At 55.4% G+C, this 18,786-nt stretch carries 19 protein-coding genes; 4 read left to right on the forward strand and 15 right to left on the reverse strand.

Features of this window, described 5'->3' with window-relative positions:
- The first annotated feature begins 163 nt into the window (after positions 1–163).
- Positions 164–1,663, forward strand: a complete 1,500-nt coding sequence (locus B3729_RS15325) for a glucan biosynthesis protein G (RefSeq protein ID WP_100217696.1) — start codon at positions 164–166, stop codon at positions 1,661–1,663.
- Complete coding sequence (gene mdoH, locus B3729_RS15330) at positions 1,656–4,256, forward strand: glucans biosynthesis glucosyltransferase MdoH (protein WP_286788300.1); 2,601 nt, start codon at positions 1,656–1,658, stop codon at positions 4,254–4,256. Before B3729_RS15325 ends, mdoH begins: the two co-directional genes overlap by 8 nt.
- Positions 4,257–4,322: 66 nt before the next feature.
- Here the strand turns inward: mdoH and B3729_RS15335 are convergent, their stop codons facing one another.
- Genes B3729_RS15335 through ubiE form a run of 9 tightly spaced genes read right to left on the reverse strand, consistent with a single transcriptional unit; the run spans position 4,323 to position 10,259 of the window.
- Positions 4,323–5,030 carry a 16S rRNA (uracil(1498)-N(3))-methyltransferase gene (locus tag B3729_RS15335; protein ID WP_286788301.1) on the reverse strand — a complete coding sequence of 236 codons (708 nt, stop codon included), beginning with the start codon at positions 5,028–5,030 and terminating at the stop codon, positions 4,323–4,325.
- On the reverse strand, positions 5,027–5,818 hold the full coding sequence (tatC, locus tag B3729_RS15340) for a twin-arginine translocase subunit TatC (RefSeq protein WP_010797011.1): 792 nt from the start codon (positions 5,816–5,818) through the stop codon (positions 5,027–5,029). Before tatC ends, B3729_RS15335 begins: the two co-directional genes overlap by 4 nt.
- Complete coding sequence (tatB, locus tag B3729_RS15345) at positions 5,815–6,216, reverse strand: Sec-independent protein translocase protein TatB (RefSeq protein WP_019363974.1); 402 nt, start codon at positions 6,214–6,216, stop codon at positions 5,815–5,817. Before tatB ends, tatC begins: the two co-directional genes overlap by 4 nt.
- Before the next feature lie 9 nt (positions 6,217–6,225).
- Positions 6,226–6,468 (reverse strand): twin-arginine translocase TatA/TatE family subunit, encoded by a 243-nt coding sequence (locus B3729_RS15350; protein ID WP_019363975.1) that lies wholly within the window; start codon positions 6,466–6,468, stop codon positions 6,226–6,228.
- A gap of 19 nt (positions 6,469–6,487) precedes the next feature.
- Complete coding sequence (locus tag B3729_RS15355) at positions 6,488–6,820, reverse strand: phosphoribosyl-ATP diphosphatase (RefSeq protein ID WP_010797014.1); 333 nt, start codon at positions 6,818–6,820, stop codon at positions 6,488–6,490.
- A complete protein-coding gene (gene hisI, locus B3729_RS15360; protein ID WP_197872141.1) occupies positions 6,813–7,214 on the reverse strand; it encodes a phosphoribosyl-AMP cyclohydrolase in 402 nt (133 codons plus the stop codon). The genes B3729_RS15355 and hisI overlap by 8 nt, the downstream gene beginning before the upstream one ends.
- 55 nt (positions 7,215–7,269) lie before the next feature.
- Positions 7,270–8,868 (reverse strand): ubiquinone biosynthesis regulatory protein kinase UbiB, encoded by a 1,599-nt coding sequence (gene ubiB / locus B3729_RS15365; RefSeq protein ID WP_010797016.1) that lies wholly within the window; start codon positions 8,866–8,868, stop codon positions 7,270–7,272.
- 3 nt (positions 8,869–8,871) lie between these two features.
- Positions 8,872–9,489, reverse strand: coding sequence for a ubiquinone biosynthesis accessory factor UbiJ (locus B3729_RS15370; RefSeq protein WP_122043478.1), 618 nt, complete (start codon positions 9,487–9,489; stop codon positions 8,872–8,874).
- Positions 9,489–10,259 carry a bifunctional demethylmenaquinone methyltransferase/2-methoxy-6-polyprenyl-1,4-benzoquinol methylase UbiE gene (ubiE, locus tag B3729_RS15375; RefSeq protein WP_010797018.1) on the reverse strand — a complete coding sequence of 257 codons (771 nt, stop codon included), beginning with the start codon at positions 10,257–10,259 and terminating at the stop codon, positions 9,489–9,491. The genes B3729_RS15370 and ubiE overlap by 1 nt, the downstream gene beginning before the upstream one ends.
- A gap of 192 nt (positions 10,260–10,451) precedes the next feature.
- On the opposite strand from ubiE, the gene B3729_RS15380 reads away from it, so the two are divergent.
- Positions 10,452–10,730 carry a polyhydroxyalkanoic acid system family protein gene (locus B3729_RS15380; RefSeq protein ID WP_019363978.1) on the forward strand — a complete coding sequence of 93 codons (279 nt, stop codon included), beginning with the start codon at positions 10,452–10,454 and terminating at the stop codon, positions 10,728–10,730.
- A 3-nt stretch (positions 10,731–10,733) separates the two neighbouring features.
- Here the strand turns inward: B3729_RS15380 and B3729_RS15385 are convergent, their stop codons facing one another.
- From B3729_RS15385 to B3729_RS15410, 6 genes are all read right to left on the reverse strand, one after another.
- Positions 10,734–11,105 (reverse strand): DUF971 domain-containing protein, encoded by a 372-nt coding sequence (locus tag B3729_RS15385; RefSeq protein WP_286788302.1) that lies wholly within the window; start codon positions 11,103–11,105, stop codon positions 10,734–10,736.
- Between the two features lie 63 nt (positions 11,106–11,168).
- Positions 11,169–12,512: an ATP-dependent protease ATPase subunit HslU gene (hslU, locus tag B3729_RS15390; protein ID WP_010797021.1), complete on the reverse strand. Its 1,344-nt coding sequence runs from the start codon at positions 12,510–12,512 to the stop codon at positions 11,169–11,171.
- Positions 12,513–12,531: 19 nt separating this feature from the next.
- On the reverse strand, positions 12,532–13,059 hold the full coding sequence (gene hslV / locus B3729_RS15395) for an ATP-dependent protease subunit HslV (RefSeq protein ID WP_010797022.1): 528 nt from the start codon (positions 13,057–13,059) through the stop codon (positions 12,532–12,534).
- Between the two features lie 86 nt (positions 13,060–13,145).
- Positions 13,146–13,841: an SPOR domain-containing protein gene (locus B3729_RS15400; protein WP_074823165.1), complete on the reverse strand. Its 696-nt coding sequence runs from the start codon at positions 13,839–13,841 to the stop codon at positions 13,146–13,148.
- A gap of 10 nt (positions 13,842–13,851) precedes the next feature.
- Positions 13,852–15,591 (reverse strand): arginine--tRNA ligase, encoded by a 1,740-nt coding sequence (gene argS / locus B3729_RS15405; RefSeq protein WP_286788303.1) that lies wholly within the window; start codon positions 15,589–15,591, stop codon positions 13,852–13,854.
- 129 nt (positions 15,592–15,720) lie between these two features.
- The gene (locus tag B3729_RS15410; RefSeq protein WP_074823508.1) at positions 15,721–17,940 is read right to left on the reverse strand and encodes a primosomal protein N'; all 2,220 of its coding nucleotides are present in this window, start codon (positions 17,938–17,940) and stop codon (positions 15,721–15,723) included.
- A 161-nt stretch (positions 17,941–18,101) separates the two neighbouring features.
- Here B3729_RS15410 and rpmE point away from each other — a divergent pair, with 161 nt between their 5' ends.
- The gene (gene rpmE, locus B3729_RS15415; RefSeq protein WP_010797026.1) at positions 18,102–18,320 is read left to right on the forward strand and encodes a 50S ribosomal protein L31; all 219 of its coding nucleotides are present in this window, start codon (positions 18,102–18,104) and stop codon (positions 18,318–18,320) included.
- The last annotated feature ends 466 nt before the right edge of the window (positions 18,321–18,786 follow it).

Consider the following 18,786-nt stretch of genomic DNA (forward strand, 5'->3'; position numbering starts at 1 on the left):
GTGCGGAATCATTCGCGATCTTGTCAGTCCGACGACTGCTTATCCGTGAATGGCCATGCGTCGTTCAACGATTCGTACGCTGATTAAGGGGGCTGCGTTGTATTTGAATACTAATTCCAAGCCAGGTAAGGCTAAGGCCATCGTGCTGAGTTTTACGGCCATCATGGCAATGTTTGGGGCCAAGGCCTGGGCGTTTAGCCTCGATGACGTATCAGTGCAGGCCAAAAGCCTTGCCGAACAAAAATTCGCTGCGCCCAAGAGCAATCTGCCTGCCGTTCTCCGTGACATGAAGTTCGCTGATTACCAGCAGATCCGTTTCCGCCAGGACAAGGCGCTCTGGTCTGGAGAGAAAACACCGTTCCAGCTGAACCTCTATCATCAGGGCATGCATTTCGACGTGCCAGTGAAGATCAATGAAGTCACGGCAACGGGTGTCAACGAGGTCAAGTACGATCCATCCTATTTCGATTTCGGCAATCTGCAGCTGGATCAGGCTGCCCTCAAGGATCTGGGATTTGCCGGTTTCCGCATCACCTATCCGTTGAACAAGCCCGACAAGCAGGATGAGTTTGTGACCATGTTGGGCGCCAGCTATTTCCGTGTAGTAGGCAAGGATCAGGTGTATGGCCTGTCTGCGCGTGGCCTGGCGATCGATACCGCCCTGCCGTCCGGCGAAGAATTCCCTCGCTTCCGTGAGTTCTGGGTCGAGCACCCACAGCCGGACCGCCGTAACCTGGTGATTTACGCCTTGCTGGATTCTCCCCGGGCTACGGGTGCCTACAAGATGGTCGTTACCCCTGGTAGCGACAGCACAGTTGATGTGCAGGCGCGCGTTTACCTGCGCGATAATGTAGGCAAGCTGGGTATTGCGCCACTCACCAGCATGTACCTGTTCGGACCCAATCAGCCAAGCCCGCAAGTCAACTATCGTCCAGCCCTGCACGATTCTAATGGCCTAGCCATTCATGCGGGTAATGACGAGTGGATCTGGCGTCCGCTGAATAATCCCAAGCGTCTTTCCATCAGCACCTATACAGTCGAAAACCCCAAGGGCTTCGGTCTTCTACAGCGCGGCCGTGAGTTCAGCCGTTACGAAGATCTAGATGATCGTTACGATCTGCGGCCAAGCGGTTGGGTTGAAACCAAGGGTGACTGGGGCAAGGGCAAAGTCGAGCTGGTCGAGATACCGACACCAGACGAAACCAACGACAACATCGTTGCCTTCTGGACACCAGACACTATACCTCAGGCCGGTGAGCCGATTGATCTGAGCTATCGTCTGCATTTCACCATGGACGAGCCTGCACTGCACTCGCCTGATGTGGCCTGGGTTCAGCAAACTCGCCTCTCGACCGGCGACGTCAAGCAGCCCAATCTGGTTCGCCAGGCAGATGGAAGCACCGCTTTCATCATTGACTTTGAAGGCCCGGTTCTCAAGAACCTGCCGGAAAGTGCACAGGTGGCCTCGCAGGTCAGCCTTAACGACAATGGTGATCTGATTGAAAACAATGTTCGTTATAACCCTGTCACCAAAGGCTGGCGTTTGACGCTGCGTCTGAAGGTCAAGGACGCTACCAAGCCCGTAGAGATACGTGCTGCGTTGGCGGAAGGCGATAAGACGCTGACCGAAACCTGGAGCTATCAGTTGCCTGCCAATGAATAACCGTAAAGAAACAACACCCGTTCAGGACTACCTCGAGCGCTTGCCGCTCGGGGAGGCCGAGCGGCAGCAACTCGCGAGCGGTGTAGGCAGTACCGACGCTGAGGGCCTGGCTTCCCTGCATGGAAAGCTTGCGTCCACTGAGTCTGTTGGAAATGATCCTGCACTGAGTTCTGTAGAAGCACGCTTGAAAATGGGTTGGGGTGATGCCCTGTCCGAAGGTGACCTGCTTACCGTTGATGCTCAGGGGCGGACCAATATCCGTACCATGCCTGCCATCACGCGGTCCCAGATGTTGCCAGAGCCATGGCGTACTAATCCCGTGGTACGTATATGGCATCGTCTGCTGGGTCGCAAACAGGAGGCTCGTCAGGTACCTGATGAGGAGGCGGACGCACACGCTCACTGGCGCAAGGTAGGGGCTTTCCGTCGCTTCATTCTGCTGGTGCTCATGCTCCTTCAGACAGGTATCGCTACCTGGTACATGAAAGCTGTTCTGCCTTATCAAGGGTGGTCACTGGTCGATCTTGGAGAGGTCTGGGACCAAGGGCTTTTGGAGTCTGCCAGACAAGTGCTTCCCTATGTGTTGCAGACCAGTATCCTTCTGCTGTTTGCAACCTTGTTCTGCTGGGTTTCTGCCGGTTTTTGGACGGCCCTGATGGGCTTCTGGCAGCTACTGACCGGACGGGATAAGTACAGTATTTCCGCCAGTACTGTCGGGGACGAAGTGATTGCGCCTGAGGCGCGTACCGCCATTGTCATGCCGATCGCCAACGAAGACGTCGCTCGGGTGTTTGCCGGTTTGCGTGCGACCTATGAGTCTGTAGCGGCGACCGGGCAGCTTGAGCATTTCGACTTCTTTATCCTGAGTGACAGTAACAATCCGGACAAATGTGTTGCCGAGCAGAAGTCCTGGCTTGAGCTCTGCCATGCGGTAAAAGGTTACGGCAAGATTTTCTATCGCCGTCGTCGCCGCCGTGTGAAGCGCAAGAGCGGTAATATCGATGACTTCTGCCGCCGTTGGGGCAGCCAGTACCGCTATATGGTCGTGCTGGATGCTGATAGCGTCATGAGCGGTGAATGTCTCACGGGCCTTGTGCGCCTGATGGAAGCTAATCCGCGAGCAGGTATCATCCAGTCCGCACCCAAAGCTTCAGGTATGGATACGCTCTATGCGCGTCTCCAGCAGTTTGCTACCCGGGTGTACGGGCCGCTCTTCACGGCGGGCCTGCATTTCTGGCAGCTGGGTGAATCCCACTATTGGGGACATAACGCAATCATTCGCGTGAAGCCGTTCATCGAGCATTGCGCATTGGCGCCTCTACCCGGTAAAGGCTCGTTTGCAGGTGCTATCCTTTCCCACGACTTTGTTGAGGCTGCATTGATGCGTCGTGCAGGGTGGGGAGTTTGGATTGCATACGACATGCCCGGTAGCTACGAAGAGCTTCCGCCTAACCTGCTGGATGAGCTCAAGCGTGACCGCCGTTGGTGCCATGGCAACCTGATGAATTTCCGGCTGTTCCTGGTAAAGGGTATGCACCCGGTACACCGGGCCGTGTTCCTGACCGGTGTGATGTCTTATTTGTCGGCACCGCTCTGGTTCCTGTTCCTGGTGCTATCCACTGCACTTCTAGCCGTACACAAGCTCATGGAGCCGCAGTACTTCCTGCAGCCAAGGCAGTTGTTCCCAGTCTGGCCACAGTGGCATCCCGAGCAGGCAATTGCCTTGTTCTCGACCACGTTGATTCTGTTGTTCCTGCCAAAGCTGCTCAGCGTCATCCTGATCTGGGCCAAGGGGGCAAAAGAATTCGGCGGCGGTTTCAAGTTGCTGTGTTCGATGCTCTTGGAAATGCTGTTCTCGGTTCTGCTGGCGCCTGTACGCATGCTGTTCCATACGGTATTCGTGACTGCTGCCTTCCTGGGCTGGTCAGTGCAATGGAATTCGCCTCAGCGTGACGATGATGCCACGCCTTGGAGCGAGGCCTTCAAGCGTCATGGCTCACAAATGCTGCTAGGTATTATCTGGACGGCCGGTGTAGCCTGGTTGGACCCACGTTTCCTCTGGTGGCTATCGCCTATTGTGGTGTCACTGATGCTTTCCGCTCCGGTGTCAGTCATCTCAAGCCGTACCAATTACGGCATGGCGGCGCGTCGTTCCAGCTTCTTCCTGATTCCGGAAGAATACAATCCGCCTCGTGAGCTGGTGGCGACCGACGAGTACTTGCAGCAGAACAACCAAACCGTTCTTCGTCATGGTTTCCTGCAGGCCGTAGTCGATCCGCTGATCAACGCACTGGCATGTGGAATGGCCAAGGCAAGACATGCCAAGGTTGTGCCTCAGGCCGAAGCACTACGTCAGCAGCGCCTGGAAAAAGTGCTAGCAGACGGCCCCGAGAAGTACTCAGATGCACAGTGGGCTATCTTGAGCGATCCCGTTGGAATGTCGCGTCTGCATCTGCAGGTGTGGCAATCAGGTGAAGCACGTGATCGTTGGGTGGAGGCGTACCGACGCATTCTGCCCGTACCTGCATTTGCCGAAACAAGTGCGCTTCCTGACGCAGACAGTGCTTCACTTGCAGTGAATCCTGCTCGCTAAGGTTGAGAAGGCATATGAAAAGCCCCAGTCAGAATATGGCTGGGGCTTTTTTATTGGCGACAGAAGTTAGAACAGGCGGGCCAGGAGCGCTGTAACGGCTGTTTCTACACGCAGGATACGTTCACCCAGTTGAACAGCGTCAAGCCCTGCCTCTTGCAGCTTATCCACCTCATAAGGGATCCAGCCGCCTTCCGGGCCGATTGCCAGCGTTACGGGGCCTTTTACTTCACGAGGGCAGGGTGGGTAGTTGCCAGGATGGCCTGTCAGCCCAATCGTCCCTTTCGCCAATGATGGAAGACGATCCTCGACAAAGGGCTTGAACCGTTTCTCTATGATGACTTCAGGTAAAACGGTATCTCGTGCTTGCTCCAAGCCAAGAATCAGCTGCTCTCGAATAGCGGAGGGGTCAAGAAAGGGGGTTTGCCAGAAGCTCTTTTCAACCCGATAGCTGTTGATAAGAACCAACCGGGCTACACCCATGGAGGAGATGCCTTGCAATACTCGACGCAGCATCTTGGGTCGCGGCAGCGCCAAAATGAGTGTTATGGGCAGTTTAGGCGGGGCAGGTTGGTGCAGCTGGAGTTTGATGCGCGCTGAATCAGGCGTGAGGTCAAGAATTTCGCCTTCGCCCATCAAACCATTCAACATGCCGACCCTCAGTGAATCACCACGCTCAGCTTGGTGAATGTCTTTCAGGTGGGCAAAGCGCCGGTCTTTAAGGAGGACTTCATTGTCTCCGACGAAGTCCTCCTGTTCTAGCAGCAGCAGATTCACGAATGAGTCGCTGGTGGCTGATCCTCGTGCGAGGTCTTTTCTTCGTGTGGCTCACGTTTTCGAACGAAGCGTCCAAACAGGAGGCCAATTTCAAACAGGAGCCACATGGGAATCGCCAGCATGGTCTGGGAAAGCACATCCGGTGGCGTCAGGATCATGCCTACTACGAAGCATCCGATAATGACGTACGGACGTACCTTCTTGAGGTAGGCCACATCGACGATACCGATCCAGATCAGCAGAACGGTTGCGACAGGGATTTCAAAGGCAGCGCCAAATGCAAAGAATAGCGTCAGGATGAAATCCAAATAGCTGTTCAGGTCCGGCATCATCATGGCGCCTTCCGGCGTGATGCTTGAAAAAAAGTGGAAAATCAGCGGGAAGACCAGGAAATAGGCAAACGCCATTCCAGCGTAAAACAGCAAAATACTTGAAATCAGCAAGGGAAGCGCGACACGCTTTTCATGCTTGTAAAGACCTGGCGCAATGAATCCCCAGACCTGATAAAGGATGACGGGCATGGCCAGAAACAGGGAAACAATAAGCGTCAACTTGAAGGGCGCAAGGAACGGCGACGTGACGTCTGTCGAGATCATCGTGGCGCCTTCGGGCAGAAACCTGCGGATAGGTTCCGACGCGAAAGCGTAGATCTTCTGGGCGAAGTAGAACAGACAGGCGAAAATCAGGAACGTCGCCAGCACACAGCGCAGCAAGCGTGACCGCAGTTCAGTCAGGTGAGAGACCAGAGGCATTTCCTGGTCTTCATATTCAGGTTTTTTTTCGCTCATGGGGCTCGCGGTGGAGAAGGCTGATCCTTTGACTCGCTGGGGGGCGGAGTCACGTTACTGGGCGGAGCCGATTTGACGACAGGTAAGTCATCCTTGACGACAGATGAGTCATCGCTGGGCGGCGTAGGTGTTTCAGCCGACGGTGCTGGATTACCTGTCTCCTGCCGGGCCTTGTCGCGTTGCTCCCAGGACAAGAGATTCTCAGTGTGAAGCTGGCGCCGTATTTCGTCGGCACCAATTTCACGTTCCACCTCTTGCCGTATGTTATTGAAGCTACGCTTGAGACGACCGATCCACAGGCCTGCAGTGCGTGCAGCGCCTGGCAGGCGCTCTGGGCCTAAAACCAGCAAGGCGACCAGGCTTATCAGGGCTAACTCACTGAAGCTGATGCCAAACATAATAGGTACTCAATCCTTACGGACGGGCTCTTCAACCTTGTGGTGTTGAGCGTCAATCGTATGGGGCTGATTGAGTGGAGGCTTCTGCTGATCTTGCGCAGGCTTCTCCTCTTCTTCCGTATTCATCGCCTTACGGAAGCCCTTGATCGACTCGCCTACATCGGTGCCTAGGGTTTTAAGGCGTTTGGTACCAAATACCAGTACCACAACGATCAGGATGACGATCCAGTGTTTCCAGTCAAAAATACCCATAACATTACCTCATCAAGAATCAGGATTCGGATCGAGCAGCTTTTTCAGCGTGTCCAGATAGCCCAAAGCGGCGATCCAATTCATCAAGCACTGCCTGCGGATGTTGGCCTAGCGCAGCCAGCATGACCATACTATGAAACCAGAGATCTGCTGTTTCATAGATAAGGTCCGTCGAGTCTCCATTGCTGGCCGCATCTTTGGCCGCCAGGATGGTTTCTATGGATTCTTCTCCTACCTTTTCAAGGATCTTGTTCAGCCCCTTGTGATAGAGGCTGGCGACATAGGAGCTTTCAGGCGCTGCGCCCTTGCGGGATTCAAGCACCTCTGCAATTTTGTTTAGCGTATCACTCATGGCTATGACCTGGCGTGTATATCGCGTCGGGATCTTTCAGAACCGGGTCAATCGTTTTCCAGGCTCCCTCTTCAAGCCGACGATAAAAACAACTTTCACGTCCTGTGTGACAGGCAATACCACCTAACTGCTCAACTATGAGGATGACGACATCAGCATCGCAGTCCAGACGCAGCTCATGCAGCTTCTGTACATGACCCGAGTCCTCCCCCTTACGCCATAGCTTACGCCTTGAACGTGACCAATAGATGGCACGATTCTCAGTTACAGTCAAAGCGAGGGACTCACGGTTCATCCAGGCCATCATCAAGACGCGCCCGCTCTGATAATCCTGAGCGATTGCCGGTACGAGTCCGTCACTGTTCCAGTTGATTTCTTCAAGCCAGTCTTTCATGGTCTACCCGGCAAATTACACACATTATTAGTCTGACAGCGCTGGCACGACCTGCCTAGCCACGAATGACCAGATAGATGCCTGTTACCAGCATGATCCAGGCGGGCCAGCCTTCAGGCGTGGACTGAAATCCAGTCTGGAAGGCACCGCCAATCAGCAGGACTCCAAATAGCCGGGGCAACCAGGCGTTGTCTCGTCTTCCCCACGGGTTGGGTGGATCATTGCGGTGGGGTTGGGTGATTCGCTCCAGTGTGTCACGGGTCATCTGGGCCAGGTGCGGGATCTGCTCGATCTGCTGCTGGATATTGCGTAATACCTGGGTAGGTCCCATGCGCTGGCGCATCCAGCGCTCAAGATAAGGTTTGGCTGTCGCCCACAGGTCCAGATCAGGATAAAGCTGGCGTCCAAGCCCTTCAATATTCAGAAGCGTTTTTTGAAGCAGTACCAGCTGAGGCTGAATCTCCATGTTGAACCGGCGTGCCACTTGGAACAGACGCAGTAGCAATTGGCCAAACGAAATATCTTTCAGTGGTTTTTCAAAAATCGGCTCGCACACAGTTCGAATCGCTGCTTCGAACTCGTTGACCTGTGTAGTTGCCGGCACCCAGCCTGAATCGATATGGAGCTGGGCCACCTTGCGGTAGTCGCGCTGAAAGAACGCCATCAGGTTTCTGGCCAGATAATTCTGATCCTCAGGTGTAAGGCTCCCGATGATGCCGCAGTCTACCGCGATGTATTTCGGATCCCAGGGGTGCGCCGTACTGACAAAGATATTGCCAGGATGCATGTCCGCGTGGAAAAAGCTGTCGCGAAACACCTGGGTAAAAAAGATCTCGACCCCTCGCTCGGCCAGGAGCTTGAAATCTGTGCCTTGGTCTCGCAGGGCATTCAGGTCAGTCACAGGGATGCCATAGATGCGCTCCATGACCAGTACCCGAGGGCGGCACCAGTCCCAGTAAACCTGCGGAACGTAAAGCAGAGAAGAGTCTTCGAAGTTTCTTCTGAGCTGACTGGAGTTGGCTGCTTCACGTAAGAGATCGAGCTCATCGTAGATGGTCTTCTCATAATCCGTGACGACTTCGACGGGGTGCAGACGGCGCGCTTCGGCCGAAACGCGTTCTGCCATACGTGCCAGCAGAAACAGCCAGGCCAGGTCTTGAGAAATGACAGGCTTCAGGCCTGGTCGCACGACCTTGACGACTACCTCTTCACCTGTTCGGAGCTGTGCTGCATGTACCTGAGCGACGGAAGCGGAGGCCAGCGGCGTGATATCGAAGCGGCTGAAAACCTGGGCAATGGGCGCGCCCAGTTGAGACTCGATCAGCGCAATGGCTTTCTCCCCAGGAAAGGGAGGAACCTTGTCCTGGAGAAACATAAGCTCATTGGCCACGTCTTCCGGCAAAAGATCGCGGCGCGTAGAAAGGATCTGGCCAAACTTGATGAAAACAGGGCCCAGACCTTCTAGCGCAAGGCGCAACCGAGCACCTCGGGACAGCGACTTGCGAGGGCGAGGCAACCAACGCCATGGCAGAAAGTAACCTGTCAGACGTAAATACCAGGGCAGTGGAAGCGCATAAACCAGATCATCCAGGCGGTAGCGAACAACAACCAGGAAAATACGCAGCAGGCGTCGAAGGGCAGCAAACAGCTTCATTGGTTATTTATGTCTGCGTTGAGCAAGGCGGTCGATACGCGCCTCGAGACGATCTACAGTTAGACGCAAGGCATCGATTTCCGCAAAGCGAGCATCACCTTCCCGACGTCCAACCAGGGTGCGACTTTCTTCAGCTAGCCAGTCAGACAGGCTTTGACGCAAACTCTCGTGACTTTGATCCGTCCACCCGCGCCCTTTTCGGACGAATTGTCCAAGCAGTGCAGCAGGCACTGGACCCAGCCAGCGAGAGAGCTCGTATTCCCAGTCCAGCTCCAGGCTCTGCAGGATATCGGATAGTTCTATCAGTGCTGCACTATCCCCCTCAAGCGTTACATCGGTGCTGTGCAAGATCGCTGTTTTGTTCTGACTCAAGGCCAGCTGAGCCAATCGAGACGCAGGTGCTTTGAGCGTGCAGTCGACTTCTGCTTCATGGTGGGCGGCAAAATGCAGACCATCATAGGCCGGAAGGATGAACAGCGTGAAACGGGGAGCCGCACAATCTATGGCAATGACCTTGCCTTGCAGGCGTGCAAGACGGCGGCCCGCCACAGCGTCCATTGCCAGTAAGGGATTCAGGCCGCGCTCCAGCGCAGCCAGTACGGCCTGGGTCAGTAGGATCATCAGGGTTTTATGCCACGGTGCAGGGCAACAATGCCACCTGTCATATTGTGGTAGGTCACGCGCTCAAATCCAGCGGTTTCCATCATGGCTTTAAGCGTGTCCTGATCAGGATGCATGCGAATCGACTCCGCCAGGTAACGGTAACTGGCCGAATCATTGGCGATCAGCTTGCCCATGAACGGCAGAAGGCTGAAGGAGTAAGCATCATAGGCCTTGGACAGGAGCTGGCTGGTCGGCTTGGAGAACTCCAGTACCAGAAGACGCCCGCCCGGCTTGAGTACGCGTAGCATGGATGCGATAGCGGCTTCCTTGTGGGTCACGTTACGCAATCCAAAGGCGATGGTCACACAATCAAAGTGATTGTTTGGGAAGGGCAGCTTTTCAGCGTCTGCCTGTACGAAGCTGACATTGTTGGCAATACCTTCGTCCATCAGGCGATCACGACCGACCTTTAGCATCGAGTCGTTGATATCTGCCAGCACGACCTCACCACGTGGGCCCACCAGGCGGGAAAACTGTTTAGTCAGGTCGCCTGTGCCGCCGGCGATATCCAGCACGCGGTTACCACTTCGAACCCCGGACAGTTCGATCGTGAAACGTTTCCACAAGCGATGAACGCCTGCAGACATCAAGTCATTCATCACGTCATATTTGGCTGCAACCGAGTGGAACACTTCGGCCACTTTTTGAGCTTTCTGACTTTCCGGCACACTCTGGTAGCCGAAATGAGTGACGGGATCGGCCTCCGGGCCCTTGCGCTGATCGCTCATGACGCTTCACCTGCATTTGAATAAGCGACCATTCTAGCAGTGCTGATGCGCTGAGATGTCCATTCTTGCCGGATAAAGTCATTAGAAAATAGGTATTCCATGAGATGGGTCATCCTGACTTGGTAGTTCTCGTGCTTTTCGTGCATGACAGCCCCCGCTATAGTCGCAGGCGAATTCGCTGGAGTACTTCCTATGTCCCAAATCAGTGTCGAACGTTCCCATTCACTAGGCCTTGAAACTGCGCGTGCCAAGGCGGGGGCGCTGGCCGAAAAGCTAACGCGTGATTACGGTGTGGAGTGCCGTTGGGAGGGTGATACGCTGCAATTTTCCCGTACAGGTGTTGATGGGCGTATCGAGGTAGGCGAAGACAAGGTGCGTGTCGACGCAACCTTGGGGTTCTTCTTCTCGGCCCTGAGCTCACAGATTGAGCATGAAATCGAGAAGAAGCTGGATAAAGCGCTACAGGCTTGAGCGTTATAGCATCAGTTTGACGACGGATACATCCGGATCTCTGGACTTGCCTTCCCGGGCCAGTGCAAACAGGTACTCGGCCCACATCTGCTCCTGATTGCGGCCGAGTTCATACAGGTATTCCCAAGTGAACAAGCCACTGTCGTGACCGTCATCGAACGTAATTTTCAATGCGTACTGACCGGCTGCCTCGATTTGGCTGATGCCTACGTTCTTCTTGCCAAATTGCAGGACGGGGTTGCCGTGACCCTGTACTTCTGCAGAAGGCGAGTGAACGCGCAGAAATTCAGCAGGCAGCGTAAAGGACTCGGTATCGTATTGAACGGTGAGGGCTTTGGATGCTTTGTGCAGCTGGATGGCCGTGGGCAAACGCATGGCAATAGGTCTCGCTGATAAGCTCGCAGCCTTGAGGCTGCGAGCGATAGGTTGTCGACGTCCTTACAGAATATAGCGCGACAGATCCTCGTCCTGTGCCAACTCGCCCAGGTGGCCGTTGACATAGGCAGCATCGATCCGAATAGGCTCGCCATTCTGCTGGCCTGCCAGATCAGCAGCGCTGAACGAGACTTCCTCCAGCAATCGCTCCAATAGCGTATGCAGGCGGCGCGCACCAATATTTTCCGTCTTCTCATTGACCTGCCAGGCAATTTCCGCAATGCGGCTGATCCCTTCAGGCGTGAACTCGACGTCCAGGCCTTCAGTCTTGAGCAGTTCACGGTATTGCTCTGTCAGTGAAGCGTGCGGTTCAGTGAGAATGCGCTCGAAGTCCTGAGGTGTTAGAGCCTTGAGTTCTACACGGATTGGCAGACGTCCCTGAAGCTCAGGTACCAGATCGCTGGGCTTGGACAAGTGGAACGCGCCCGAGGCGATAAACAGGATGTGGTCGGTTTTGACCATACCCAGCTTGGTATTTACCGTGCAACCTTCGATCAGTGGCAGCAGATCGCGCTGTACGCCCTCGCGGGATACGTCAGCGCCACTGGTGTTGCCACGCTTGGCAACCTTGTCGATCTCGTCGATGAAGACGATACCGTTCTGCTCGACCGCTTCCAGGGCACGTGCCTTGAGTTCTTCCTCGTTGACCAAACGAGCAGCTTCCTCGTCACGGATCAGCTTGAAGGCTTCTTTAACCTTGAGCTTGCGAGCCTTCATCTTGCCTTTGTTCAGGCCGGAGAAGAGGTTTTGCAACTGGCTGGTCATTTCCTCCATGCCGGGCGGAGTCATGATCTCGATACCTGCTGGCGCTTCAGCCACTTCGATATCAATCTCCTTGTCATCCAGCTGGCCTTCACGCAGTCGCTTGCGGAAGAGTTGACGCGTGTTGGAGTCTTCGCTGCGAGTCGGTTCTTCACTGAAACCTACTGCACGTGCAGGCGGTAGCAGTGCGTCAAGAATCCGCTCTTCGGCAGCATCTTCAGCACGATGACGAACTTTGACGATTTCCTGCTCACGCAGCATTTTAACGGCAGCATCAGCCAGATCGCGGATGATGGACTCAACGTCGCGGCCTACATAGCCCACTTCAGTAAACTTGGTGGCTTCTACCTTCAGGAAGGGTGCATTCGCCAGTTTGGCCAGTCGACGGGCGATTTCGGTTTTACCTACACCTGTCGGGCCAATCATCAGAATGTTCTTGGGTGTGACCTCAGCGCGCAGCTCCAGTGGAAGCTGCATGCGACGCCAGCGATTACGCAGAGCGATGGCTACGGCGCGCTTTGCATCATCCTGGCCAATGATATGGCGATTAAGTTCGTGAACGATTTCACGTGGAGTCATAGACATGTCGTTATTCCGGCCGGACTCAGGAAGCGTCCAGCTCCTCAATAGTCAGGTTACGGTTAGTGAAGACACAAATGTCTCCCGCAATGTTCAACGCAGTCTCGGCAATTTCTCGAGCACTCAGCTCGGTATGCGTGAGCAGGGCACGAGCGGCCGCTTGTGCATAGGGGCCACCGGAGCCCATGGCAATCAGGCCTTCTTCTGGTTCGACGACATCGCCGTTACCGGTAATGATCAGCGAGGCATCCTTGTTGGCTACTGCCAGCATGGCTTCCAGGCGGCGAAGTGCACGATCGGTACGCCAGTCTTTGGCCAGTTCTACCGCGGCACGGACCAGATGGCCCTGATGTTTGTCGAGTTGCTGCTCGAAGCGCTCGAACAGAGTGAACGCATCCGCGGTGCCGCCGGCGAAACCTGCCAGCACCTGGCCGTGGTAAAGGCGACGGACTTTACGTGCGTTACCCTTCATGACGGTATTACCCAGGGATACCTGGCCATCGCCGCCAATGACGACTTTGCCGTTGCGACGCACTGAAACGATAGTGGTCAAGGGTGTTCTCCTGCTATGCCTTAAGCGATTGCCGGAGATATGGGGACGGCCTTCCAAGGCTTCAAGCCTTTTCCGGCCGCCATGTGTCATCGACCTTGGCGTTGCTGGAGCAGCAGGTTCTTGAAACCGTTGCTGGCCAGCTGGCTCTGGGCTTGGGTCAGTTGGTTGCGATCTCTGAAGGGACCGACCAGGACACGATACCATGTGTCATCCTTGACCTTGCCTGACTCTACCCGCACATCCTGACCAATCAGGATGATCTGCGCTCGCACCCGATCAGCGTCAGCCTGTGTTCTAAACGAGCCTGCCTGGAGGAAGAACAGCGTCACAGGTGGCTGTGCTGCTGTCTTGGGCTGTTGAGCAGGTGTCTGCGCAGCAGCCTGCGCAGGTGTCTGAGCTTGCTGTGGCGAGCCTGCAGGCAGCTGCGCTGTCGTCGCAGGCGACGTTTCAGGCTTGGGCGGAGTAGGGGTTGGGCTCGTCTGCGGCACGGCGTCCGGAGGCACGATTACTTCGGACTCCGGTAGCAGTGTGTAGAAGTCATACTTGGGCTTGACCGGGGTTGGCGTAGTAGGAGCCTCCTGCTTGGTCTTGGACGCAACTTGTGCCTCCTCACCCTTGGAGCGACGAACGGCATCGTTGCCCGGCTCAAGCTTCATCAGAAAGACCACGAAGCCACCAATGGCAAGACCTGAAGCCAACCATACCCAACCGGGAATAGGCTGCTTCTTGGCGGCTGGCTGATTTCGGCTTGCGCCTCGTTTAGGTGCTGCTTTCTTTGCCATATACGTCCGTTTACATACGTTCCAGTGTATTCAGGCCTAGCAGTTCGAGACCTTGTTTGAGGGTGCGTCCGGTCAGGGCGGCCAGGCGCAGGCGGCTTTGCCGTTGAGCAGGATCTTCTGCGCTGAGAATGGGACAGTTTTCGTAAAAGCTGGAGAAGAGACCAGCAATGTCGTAGAGATAGGCGCATAGAAGATGCGGCACACCTTTCTCCGCTACCGAATTCAGGGTTTCGCCAAACTGGGCCAGACGAGCACCCAGATCTTGCTCCTGAGGAGCTTCCAGGCGAATCTGGCCTTCGACCTCATCGTACCCCTGGCCAAGCTTGCGGAAGATACTGGCGACGCGGGTATAGGCGTAGAGCAGATAGGGTGCCGTATTGCCTTCAAAGCTAAGCATCAGCTCGAAGTTGAAGCTATAGTCGCTTGTTCTGTGCTTGGACAGGTCAGCGTATTTGACGGCGCCGATACCCACCGCGCGAGCAATTTCACGCAGCTCGGTTTCTTCCAGGGAGGGATTCTTTTCCTTGACCAAGGTGTAGGCGCGATCTTCTGCTTCATCAAGCAGGTCGATCAGCTTGATCGTGCCGCCGTCGCGCGTCTTGAAAGGGCGGCCATCTGCGCCATTCATGGTCCCGAACCCCATATGTTCAAGACTCATGGATGGAGCAACGAAACCAGCCAGACGAGCAACTTCAAAGGCCATCTGGAAGTGCAGTGCCTGGCGCTGGTCGACAAAGTAAAGGACGCGATCGGCATTCAGAACCTGGCTACGGTAACGCATGGCTGCCAGATCGGTCGTGGCGTACAGGTAGCCGCCTCCTGCCTTCTGCACAATCACCGGAAGTGGATTGCCTTCCGCATTCTTGAACTCTTCAAGGAAAACGCAGCGGGCGCCATCGCTTTCGGTAAGCAGGCCCTTGGCATCGAGTTCGGTCACGATACCAGGTAGCTCGCTGTTGTAAGCACTCTCTCCTTTTACGTCCGCAGGTGTGAGTTTGACGTTCAGACGGTCATAGACCTTCTGGCAATGACTCAGGGAGATCTCATTGAAGCGGTGCCATAGTTTCAGGCAGGCTTCATCGCCCGCTTGCAGCTTGACGACCAGCTCGCGAGCGCGATCGGCAAATTCAGGAGACTCATCGAAGCGCTTCTTAGCGGCTCGATAAAATGTTTCCAGGTCGGAAAGCTCGCTTTCAGCTGCCGCAGGCTGTTCTTCAAGATAGGCGAGAAGCATGCCGAACTGGGTTCCCCAGTCGCCGACATGATTTTGCCGGATAACATCATCCCCTAGAAATTCGAGTACACGTGCAACGGCGTCACCAATGATGGTGGAGCGCAGATGACCCACGTGCATTTCCTTGGCCAGGTTGGGAGAGGAGAGGTCTACAACAACCCGCTGTTTGGGCGCGGCCTTCTGAATGGCCAGATGCGTATCAGCCAGCGCATCATCCAGGCGCTGGGCCAGTTGCTCGTGATTCTGGAAGAAGTTCAGAAAACCCGGGCCCGCAATCTGCACCTGGCTGACGCTCGGGTCGGCAGGCAGGGCTGCAATCAGTTTTTCTGCAAGGTCACGGGGCTTCATGCCGGCAGGTTTTGCCAGCATCATGGCGATATTGCTCGCAAAGTCGCCGTGACTTTTGTCCTTGGTATTTTCGACCTGGATGGTCGGCGTCAGACCATCTGGCAAGATGCCTTCGGCAGTAAGGCGCTCCAAGGCGTTCTGAATAAGCTGTCGAATAGTGTCTTTCATGATCGTCTGGCCTTTGGCTCGCGCCTGGGCGCGTAATGAAAACCCTGCATTATCCGCAGGCTAGGATCACTTGCCAACGTGTAGACGTCATTGAGGCCTGCGGAGCCCGAAATTAAGGTGAAAAAAGTCCTAATAAAGGTCTATGGGATCAACATCCAGTGACCAACGCACCTGCCTTCCCGCTGGCAGACTTTCCAGACGTAAGACCCAGCTGGTCAGTAACCGGTGAAGCGGGGCCCGGAGTGATGCTTGTAATAAAAGCTGTGCACGAAAGCGGCCCGCCCGACGTTCCATGGGTGCGGGGACAGGACCGAGAAGCTCAATATGGGGCAAGTCCAGCTCTGCTGCCAGCTGATCAGCTTCAGCATAGGCCAGCTCCAGGAACTCTTCTGCCTGACCAGGCTTGTAAGCTTCGGCACGTAACAGCGCCAGGTGAGTAAACGGGGGAAGGCCAGCTGCACGACGTTCTGCCAGGGCTTGCTGAGCGAAGGCAACGTACCCTTGCTCGGTTAGCTGTACCAGCAGGGGATGATCTGCCAGATGAGTCTGAATCAACACTTGGCCCTGTACTTCTGCACGGCCTGAGCGACCGGCTACCTGAACCACTTGTTGGGCCATGCGCTCGCTGGCACGAAAATCTGCTGAAAAGAGGCCCCCATCGGCATCCAGGATGGCTACCAGCGTGACGCGGGGGAAATGATGTCCCTTGGCCAGCATTTGTGTTCCTACCAGGATGCAGGGCTCGCCGCGCTGAATGATGGAGAAGATATTGGCCATGGCGTCCTTGCGCATGGTGCTATCCCGATCGATACGCAACACTGGAAATTGCGGGAAGAGAATCCGAAGCCGCTCTTCCGCACGCTCCGTACCCGCACCCAATGGGCGTAGATCCAACTTGCCGCAGGCAGGACAGTGTTGTGACGGGCGTTGACGATGATCGCAATGGTGACAACGCAGCTCGCCTGACCGCTGGTGAATGGTCATACGGGCATCGCAGCGTGGACACTGGGCGATCCAGCCGCAGTCATGACACAGCAGCGTAGGCGCAAAGCCACGGCGATTTAAAAAGACCAGGACCTGTTGGCCCTTGCTCAGCGTGTCGCCAATCGCTTGCGCCAATGGCTGTGAGAGACCTGAATCAAGAGGGCGGCTCCTGACATCCAGGCGCTGAAACTTCGGGGCAGTAGCACTGCCGGCACGCTGAGTGAGGCGAAGCAGGCCATAGCGACCGATTTCAGCGTTATGAAGACTTTCCAGGGAGGGAGTAGCAGAGCCTAGAAGCAGCGGGACTCTTTCAAGTCGAGCCCTGACGACAGCCAGGTCGCGGGCATGGTAGCGCAAGCCTTCCTGCTGTTTATAAGACGCATCGTGCTCTTCATCGACAATGATAAGGCCTGGGTTTTTCAGCGGAGTGAAAAGGGCGGAGCGTGTACCTATGACGATATCGACATCGCCGTCGCGTGCAGCCAACCAGGCGTCCGTGCGCTCCCGGTCGGTCAGCGCCGAGTGGATCAGCACGATACGGGCATTGAAACGTTTCTCGAAGCGGGACAGTGTTTGTGGTCCCAGGTTGATTTCCGGGATCAGGACCAAGGCCTGCCGTCCTGTTTCGAGTGTCCGGCGTATGAGCTGAAGATAAACCTCGGTTTTGCCGCTTCCCGTCACACCATCCAATAAGAAGCAGTGAAAGCTGCCAAGTCTCGCTTTGACCGCTTCGTAGGCAATACGCTGCTCATGGTTAAACGGGAGCTCTGCTTGTGCCAGCCAAGCGCCGTGATGCTTGGCTGGCATGATTTGGCGGGACTCGACGTCCACTAGTCCCTTTGCCTGCAAGGTATCGAGTGCATCCTTGGCAAGGCCGAGCTGGCTGAGCAATTCATGGGCAACACCATGTGGATGCTGTTTGACGACTTTCAAGGCTTCGCGCTGGCGTGGCGCTCGTACGAGACGTGGGTCTGATACATCAGCTTCGGGCCTGGCTATCCAGAACCGTTGGACCCGCCGCTCGGCAGGGTCGCCCTGTCGCAGGAGTCCTGGCAGGGCACACGTAAAGGTATCGCCCAGGCTGTGCTGGTAATACTGGGCTGTCCACTTGCAAAGCTCGATCAGGCTAGCCGGCATTGGGGGGGTGGTATCCAACAGCGCAATGGCGGGCTTTAGTTTATCTCGCGGAACATCGGTCTCGGACACGATCTGCACCAGAATACCCACGATCTCCCTGCGCCCAAAGGGTACGCGTAGCCGAACACCTGGGATCAGTTCCGAGGCATCGACGCCGGCTGGCGCTCGGTAGTCGAATAGCCGGCGTAAAGGAGAGGGCAGCGCAAGGCGCAGCAGGACTTCAGACACGTCTGGACTCGGAGGCAAAAAGAGGCAGATATTAGCAGACCATTGGTAGACGTAACGGCTTGCATCGTCGTAAGCCTCTGTTATGATGCGCGGCCTATTATCCGTGCGGTATTCGGCAATGACGCCGGGTGGCGGCACGGCACGAACTCGAGGATTTCGTAATGAAAGCCGATATTCATCCTACGTATACTAATATCGAAGCAAGCTGCAGCTGTGGCAATGTCATCAAGACGCGCTCCACACTGGCTAAGAACATCAACCTGGACGTGTGCTCTGAATGCCACCCGTTCTATACAGGTAAGCAGAAGGTGCTGGATGCAGGTGGTCGTATCGATCGCTTCAAGCAGCGCTTCGGTGTTTTCGGTACTGCTCAGAAGTAATACGTTTGATCGCTCATGTCGTACCTGAGCGATCGACTAAAAGGCGTCCATATGGACGCCTTTTTTATTGCCTTGCAAAAGACGAATCGTATCGTCAAGGTCGGCTGTGACATTGAGGCAGGTGTCAAATCCGCATTGATGACGCATAATCAGTTCAGGGGCTTGGCTCACCTATCCCGTAGCCGCTCTGCAACCTCACACAATGAGAACATATACGCGATGGGGCATTGTCGCAGTCAGGTTTGAAATGCTGGCTGTTACCCTTGCAATGCGCTGCTGGCAGGACAAACCGTTCACGCCTGTTATCGATGTTCCGATCTACCTGAGCCTGTCTTGCAAGGCACGTTTTAGCCTCAAGGCGGTTCGTCTCGTTACATGTGGATGAAGGCTACACAGGATTGGCCTAAAGTCGTATACAACAGCTATTGACTATTGGGGCCATTGCTTGTGGGGCGTAATCTTCTTG

The organism is Pseudomonas sp. UBA3149 (assembly GCF_002364655.1).
Classification (GTDB): domain Bacteria; phylum Pseudomonadota; class Gammaproteobacteria; order Pseudomonadales; family Pseudomonadaceae; genus Chryseomonas; species Chryseomonas luteola.

Coding starts and splice junctions, on each gene's coding strand:
- hslU (WP_010797021.1), bottom strand. CDS start 12,512: ATGTCTATGACTCCACGTGAAATCGTTCACGAACTTAATCGCCATATC.
- mdoH (WP_286788300.1), top strand. CDS start 1,656: ATGAATAACCGTAAAGAAACAACACCCGTTCAGGACTACCTCGAGCGC.
- B3729_RS15350 (WP_019363975.1), bottom strand. CDS start 6,468: ATGGGTATTTTTGACTGGAAACACTGGATCGTCATCCTGATCGTTGTG.
- ubiE (WP_010797018.1), bottom strand. CDS start 10,259: ATGAGCGATCAGCGCAAGGGCCCGGAGGCCGATCCCGTCACTCATTTC.
- rpmE (WP_010797026.1), top strand. CDS start 18,102: ATGAAAGCCGATATTCATCCTACGTATACTAATATCGAAGCAAGCTGC.
- B3729_RS15370 (WP_122043478.1), bottom strand. CDS start 9,489: ATGATCCTACTGACCCAGGCCGTACTGGCTGCGCTGGAGCGCGGCCTG.
- ubiB (WP_010797016.1), bottom strand. CDS start 8,868: ATGAAGCTGTTTGCTGCCCTTCGACGCCTGCTGCGTATTTTCCTGGTT.
- hisI (WP_197872141.1), bottom strand. CDS start 7,214: ATGAAAGACTGGCTTGAAGAAATCAACTGGAACAGTGACGGACTCGTA.
- B3729_RS15400 (WP_074823165.1), bottom strand. CDS start 13,841: ATGGCAAAGAAAGCAGCACCTAAACGAGGCGCAAGCCGAAATCAGCCA.
- B3729_RS15380 (WP_019363978.1), top strand. CDS start 10,452: ATGTCCCAAATCAGTGTCGAACGTTCCCATTCACTAGGCCTTGAAACT.
- B3729_RS15355 (WP_010797014.1), bottom strand. CDS start 6,820: ATGAGTGATACGCTAAACAAAATTGCAGAGGTGCTTGAATCCCGCAAG.
- B3729_RS15385 (WP_286788302.1), bottom strand. CDS start 11,105: ATGCGTTTGCCCACGGCCATCCAGCTGCACAAAGCATCCAAAGCCCTC.
- tatC (WP_010797011.1), bottom strand. CDS start 5,818: ATGAGCGAAAAAAAACCTGAATATGAAGACCAGGAAATGCCTCTGGTC.
- tatB (WP_019363974.1), bottom strand. CDS start 6,216: ATGTTTGGCATCAGCTTCAGTGAGTTAGCCCTGATAAGCCTGGTCGCC.
- argS (WP_286788303.1), bottom strand. CDS start 15,591: ATGAAAGACACTATTCGACAGCTTATTCAGAACGCCTTGGAGCGCCTT.
- B3729_RS15325 (WP_100217696.1), top strand. CDS start 164: ATGGCAATGTTTGGGGCCAAGGCCTGGGCGTTTAGCCTCGATGACGTA.